Below are 4464 nucleotides of genomic sequence, written 5' to 3'. Positions count from 1 at the left end.
CCGAGGCGCGCGAGCACGTCGTGACTAGGGTGATTGCCTGTGAACCCACCACCGGATGAGCGGCCGACAGGTCTCATCGCGAGCGTCCGGGCCGTGGGGTTCGCCCCGGAACCCGCGCCGACCGGACAGCGCTGGGGCTTCGGCGCGTTCCTCGTCGTGCAAGCGGTCTTCGTGCTCAGCGCGGTGTTCATCACCGCGGCGGGCCGCGAGTTCGGGGTGGACCCCGTCACCTTCGTGCTCGTCGGGGCGATGACGCCGACCCTGCTCGCCGCCGCCACCGCCGTCCTGATCACCAAGCTGCGCGGCAACGGCCCGTTCGTCGACCTGAGGCTGGAGTGGAACTGGGCGGACGTGAAGGTCGGCCTCAAGCTCGGCCTGCTCGGCCTGGTGCTGACCTACGTGGCCGCGCTCACCTGGTCCCGCCTGGTCGGCGACCAGAACGCCACCTCGGCCATCGGCGAGCTGGTCGACGGCGCGGCGCTGCCGCTGTCCGCCGCCATCGCCATGTTCTGCTACGTGTGCTTCATCGGCCCGGTCTGCGAGGAGCTGATCTACCGGGGCCTGCTGTGGGGCGCGATCGAGCGGCAGGGCTGGAGCCGCTGGGCGGCGTTCACGCTCAGCACCGCGATCTTCGCCGCCAGCCACCTGGAACCGATCCGCACCGTGCTGCTGATCGTCATCTCGCTGCCCATCGGCATCGCGCGGCTGATCACCCGCAGGCTCACCGCCAGCGTGGTGGCCCACGTGGTCAACAACTTCCTGCCCGGACTGACCATGCTGCTGATCGCGCTGGGGGTGATGCCCGCGTGAGCCTCGACTTGAACAGCGACCTCGGCGAGGGCTTCGGCATCTGGAGGCTGGGCGACGACGAGGCCCTGCTCGACGTCGTGACCAGCGCGAACGTCGCCTGCGGCTTCCACGCGGGGGACCCGACGATCATGCGCCGGGCGTGCGAGCTGGCCGCCGGGCGCGGGGTGGCGGTGGGCGCCCAGGTGTCCTACCGGGACCTCGCGGGCTTCGGACGGCGGTTCATCGACGTCGACCCGGTCGAGCTGGCCGACGGCGTGCTCTACCAGATCGGGGCGCTCCAGGCGTGCGCGCGGGCGGCGGGCACGGACGTGGTGTACGTCAAGCCGCACGGCGCGCTCTACAACGCCACCGTCCACCACGACGAGCAGGCGCGGGCCGTGGTGGCGGGCGTCCGGGCGTTCGGCGACCTGCCCGTGCTGGGCCTGCCCGGCTCCCGGCTGCTGCGCCACGCCGAGGCCGCCGGGCTGCGGCCGGTGCGCGAGGCGTTCGCCGACCGGGGGTACACCCCGGAGGGCGCGCTCGTGCCGCGCTCGCGCCCTGACGCGCTCCTGACCGGCGCCGACGCGGTCGTGGAGCGGGCCGTCCGGCTCGCGACGGCGGGCGAGATCGTGGCCGTCGACGGGACCGTCCTGGCCGTCGAGGTGGACTCGTTGTGCCTGCACGGGGACACGCCGGGGGCCGTCGAGCACGCCCGCGCGGTGCGGGCCGCGCTCACCCGAGCGGGTGTGGAACCGGGCCGATTCGTCCCCCGGTAGCGGGGTCTGGCAGAATTGAAGGCTGTTCGCCGAGGCCGGTCCCTCTCACCGTGCCGTGGCGCGCCCAGACAGTTTGGGTTCTCCCCGCCCGTGCCCCACTCGGGTGGAGGACGCCCGCACATGCACGAGAGAACCCGAGGAGCACCGGAACCCGTGGCCGTCAAGATCAAGTTGCAGCGCCTTGGCAAGATCCGCCAGCCGTACTACCGCGTGGTCGTCGCCGACGCTCGCACCCGCCGCAACGGCAAGGCCATCGAGACCATCGGCAAGTACCACCCCAAGGAAGAGCCCTCGTTCAGCGAGATCGACACCGAGCGGGCGCAGTACTGGCTGGGCGTCGGCGCCCAGCCGACCGAGTCGGTCCAGCGCCTGCTGGAGATCACCGGCGACTGGCAGAAGTTCAAGGGCCTGCCGGGCGCCGAGGGCACGCTGAAGGTCAAGGAGGCCAAGACCAGCAAGGCGGACCTGTTCGCCGCCGCGCTGGCCGCCGCAGGCTCCGAGCCGACGACCGAGGCCACCACGCCGAAGAAGAAGGCCGCCAAGAAGGCTGACGCCGAGGCCGCCGAGGCTCCCGCCAAGGACGAGGCGTGAGCTTGTTGGCTGACGCCCTCGAACACCTCGTTCGGGGCATCGTCGACCACCCGGACGAGGTCCGGGTGAACCTGGTCACGACCCGGCGGGGTCGCACGCTCGAGGTCCACGTCCACCCGGACGACCTCGGCAAGGTGATCGGCCGCTCCGGCCGCACCGCGACCGCGCTGCGGACCGTGATGGCGGGCATCGGCGGTCGTGGCGTGCGCGTCGACGTGGTCGACACCGACCGCTAGGCGCGCATGGACGTCGTCGTCGGCCGCGTGGCCAAGGCGCACGGCATCCGCGGCGAGCTCGCCGTGGACGTGCGCACCGACTCGCCGGAAGCGCGCTTCGCCCTGGGCTCCGTCCTGGCCGCGAAGCTGCGCGACGGCACGTCCCGCGACCTCACCGTCGCAGCCGCCCGGTACCACTCCGGGCGGCTGCTGGTGCGGTTCGAGGAAGTCCTCACGAGGGACGTCGCGGAACTCCTGCGGGGCACCCTGCTGCTGGGCAGCACGGACGCCCTGCCCCCCACCGACGACCCGGACGAGTTCTACGACCACCAGCTGGAGGGCCTCGCGGCCGAGCTGGCGGACGGGACCCGGATCGGGACCGTCAAGGAGATCGTGCACGGCCCCGGCGGTGAGCTGCTGGTCCTCGTCCGCGAGGACGGCTCCGAGGCGCTGGTGCCGTTCGTGAAGCAGATCGTGCCCACCGTGGACGTGGCCGGTGGCCGCGTCGTCGTCGACCCGCCAGAGGGCCTGCTCGATGCGGATTGACGTCGTCACGATCTTCCCCGAGTACCTCGACCCGCTGCGCCAGGCGCTGCTCGGCAAGGCCGTCGACAAGGGCCTGATCAGCGTCGGCGTCCACGACCTGCGGAACTGGACGCACGACGTGCACAAGGCCGTCGACGACAGCCCGTACGGCGGCGGCCCCGGCATGGTCATGAAGCCCCAGGTCTGGGGCGACGCCCTGGACGAGGTGTGCGCGGGCGAGCAGCCGCCGCGCCTGGTCGTGCCCACCCCGGCGGGCAGGCCGTTCACCCAGGAGCTCGCGCACGAGCTGGCCGCCGAGCCCCGCCTGGTGTTCGCCTGCGGTCGCTACGAGGGCATCGACCAGCGCGTGGTGGACGACGCCTCGCGCCGGATGCGGGTGGACGAGGTGTCCATCGGCGACTACGTGCTCGTCGGCGGCGAGGTGGCCGTGCTCGTCATGGTGGAGGCCGTCGTGCGGCTGCTGCCCGGCGTGCTCGGCAACGCGCTCTCCGCCCAGCAGGACTCGTTCTCGGACGGCCTGCTGGAGGGCCCCAGCTACACCCGGCCCGAGGTGTGGCGCGACCTGGCCGTGCCGGACGTGCTGCGCTCGGGCAACCACCGGGCCATCGACCGCTGGCGCAGGGACCAGGCGCTCCAGCGCACCCGCGACCGGCGTCCCGACCTGCTGGACGCCCTGCCCGACGGCGCGCTCGACAAGCACGATCGGGCGTTCCTGGACGGCTCCCGGTAGGGCCGATTTCACCCTGCCGCGCCGCGTCTGGCACACTGGACAGGTTGCTGCACCCGGATCATCTCTTTCGGCGTGCGCCGCAAGCCCGCCCCCGCGCGTGTGAAACCTCTGCAATGGGACGCGAACCGGGGGAGTTACTGCATTACACGTGAGGACGAGGACGGACCACCGATGAACACCCTGGACGCTCTTGACGCCCAGTCGCTGCGCTCCGACATCCCGAGCTTCCGGCCGGGCGACACGCTGAAGGTCCACGTCCGCGTCATCGAGGGCTCCCGCGAGCGGGTCCAGGTGTTCCAGGGCGTCGTCATCCGCCGCCACGGCGGTGGCGTGCGCGAGACCTTCACCGTCCGCAAGGTCTCCTTCGGCGTCGGCGTCGAGCGCACCTTCCCCGTGCACTCCCCGAACATCTCGGAGATCGAGGTCGCCATCCGCGGCGACGTGCGCCGCGCGAAGCTCTACTACCTCCGCAACCTGCGCGGCAAGGCCGCCAAGATCAAGGAGAAGCGCGACGCCTGAGGGCGTCCGCCCTCGATCGTCGTCCGGCCCCGGCTAGGCTCGCCCGCGTGACGCACGCGCCCGACGAGACCCAGCCCACGGGCGGACCCGCAGAACAGCACCCCGGCCCCGCCGCGGCTGCCTCCACGCCGTCCACGACGGCGGCCGAGGCGGGCACGACGGGGCCGCGGTCGTCCCGGAAGGGATCGCGCGGCAAGCGCAAGCAGCTGCCGGTGTGGCAGGAGATGGTCCTGCTGCTCGCGATCGCGCTGGTGCTCGCGATCGCCATCAAGGGCCTGCTGATGCAGGCCTTCTACAT

General features: G+C 72.3%; 7 protein-coding genes and 1 pseudogene. All 8 read left to right on the top strand.

The window, feature by feature from the left end; genetic code table 11:
• Positions 1 to 93: 93 nt before the first annotated feature.
• A complete protein-coding gene (locus tag ACTUAL_RS14685) occupies positions 94 to 810 on the top strand; it encodes a CPBP family intramembrane glutamic endopeptidase (RefSeq protein ID WP_096496594.1) in 717 nt (238 codons plus the stop codon).
• Entirely contained in the window at positions 807 to 1565 is a 759-nt protein-coding gene (locus tag ACTUAL_RS14680) for a LamB/YcsF family protein (protein WP_440900633.1), read from the top strand. The genes ACTUAL_RS14685 and ACTUAL_RS14680 overlap by 4 nt, the downstream gene beginning before the upstream one ends.
• 153 nt (positions 1566 to 1718) lie before the next feature.
• The gene (gene rpsP / locus ACTUAL_RS14675) at positions 1719 to 2156 is read left to right on the top strand and encodes a 30S ribosomal protein S16 (protein ID WP_440900632.1); all 438 of its coding nucleotides are present in this window, start codon (positions 1719 to 1721) and stop codon (positions 2154 to 2156) included.
• Entirely contained in the window at positions 2153 to 2392 is a 240-nt protein-coding gene (locus tag ACTUAL_RS14670; RefSeq protein ID WP_015804618.1) for an RNA-binding protein, read from the top strand. The genes rpsP and ACTUAL_RS14670 overlap by 4 nt, the downstream gene beginning before the upstream one ends.
• 6 nt (positions 2393 to 2398) lie before the next feature.
• Positions 2399 to 2917 (top strand): ribosome maturation factor RimM, encoded by a 519-nt coding sequence (rimM, locus tag ACTUAL_RS14665; RefSeq protein ID WP_096496591.1) that lies wholly within the window; start codon positions 2399 to 2401, stop codon positions 2915 to 2917.
• Entirely contained in the window at positions 2907 to 3647 is a 741-nt protein-coding gene (trmD, locus tag ACTUAL_RS14660) for a tRNA (guanosine(37)-N1)-methyltransferase TrmD (protein ID WP_096498058.1), read from the top strand. The genes rimM and trmD overlap by 11 nt, the downstream gene beginning before the upstream one ends.
• Before the next feature lie 171 nt (positions 3648 to 3818).
• Entirely contained in the window at positions 3819 to 4166 is a 348-nt protein-coding gene (gene rplS, locus ACTUAL_RS14655) for a 50S ribosomal protein L19 (RefSeq protein ID WP_440900631.1), read from the top strand.
• Positions 4167 to 4213: 47 nt separating this feature from the next.
• Positions 4214 to 4464: pseudogene (locus tag ACTUAL_RS14650) on the top strand (hypothetical protein); the annotation flags it as partial.

It is taken from the genome of Actinosynnema sp., from assembly GCF_052038725.1.
Note: the sequence above shows the minus strand (reverse complement) of the source record. Positions and strands in the feature narration are given on the sequence as shown.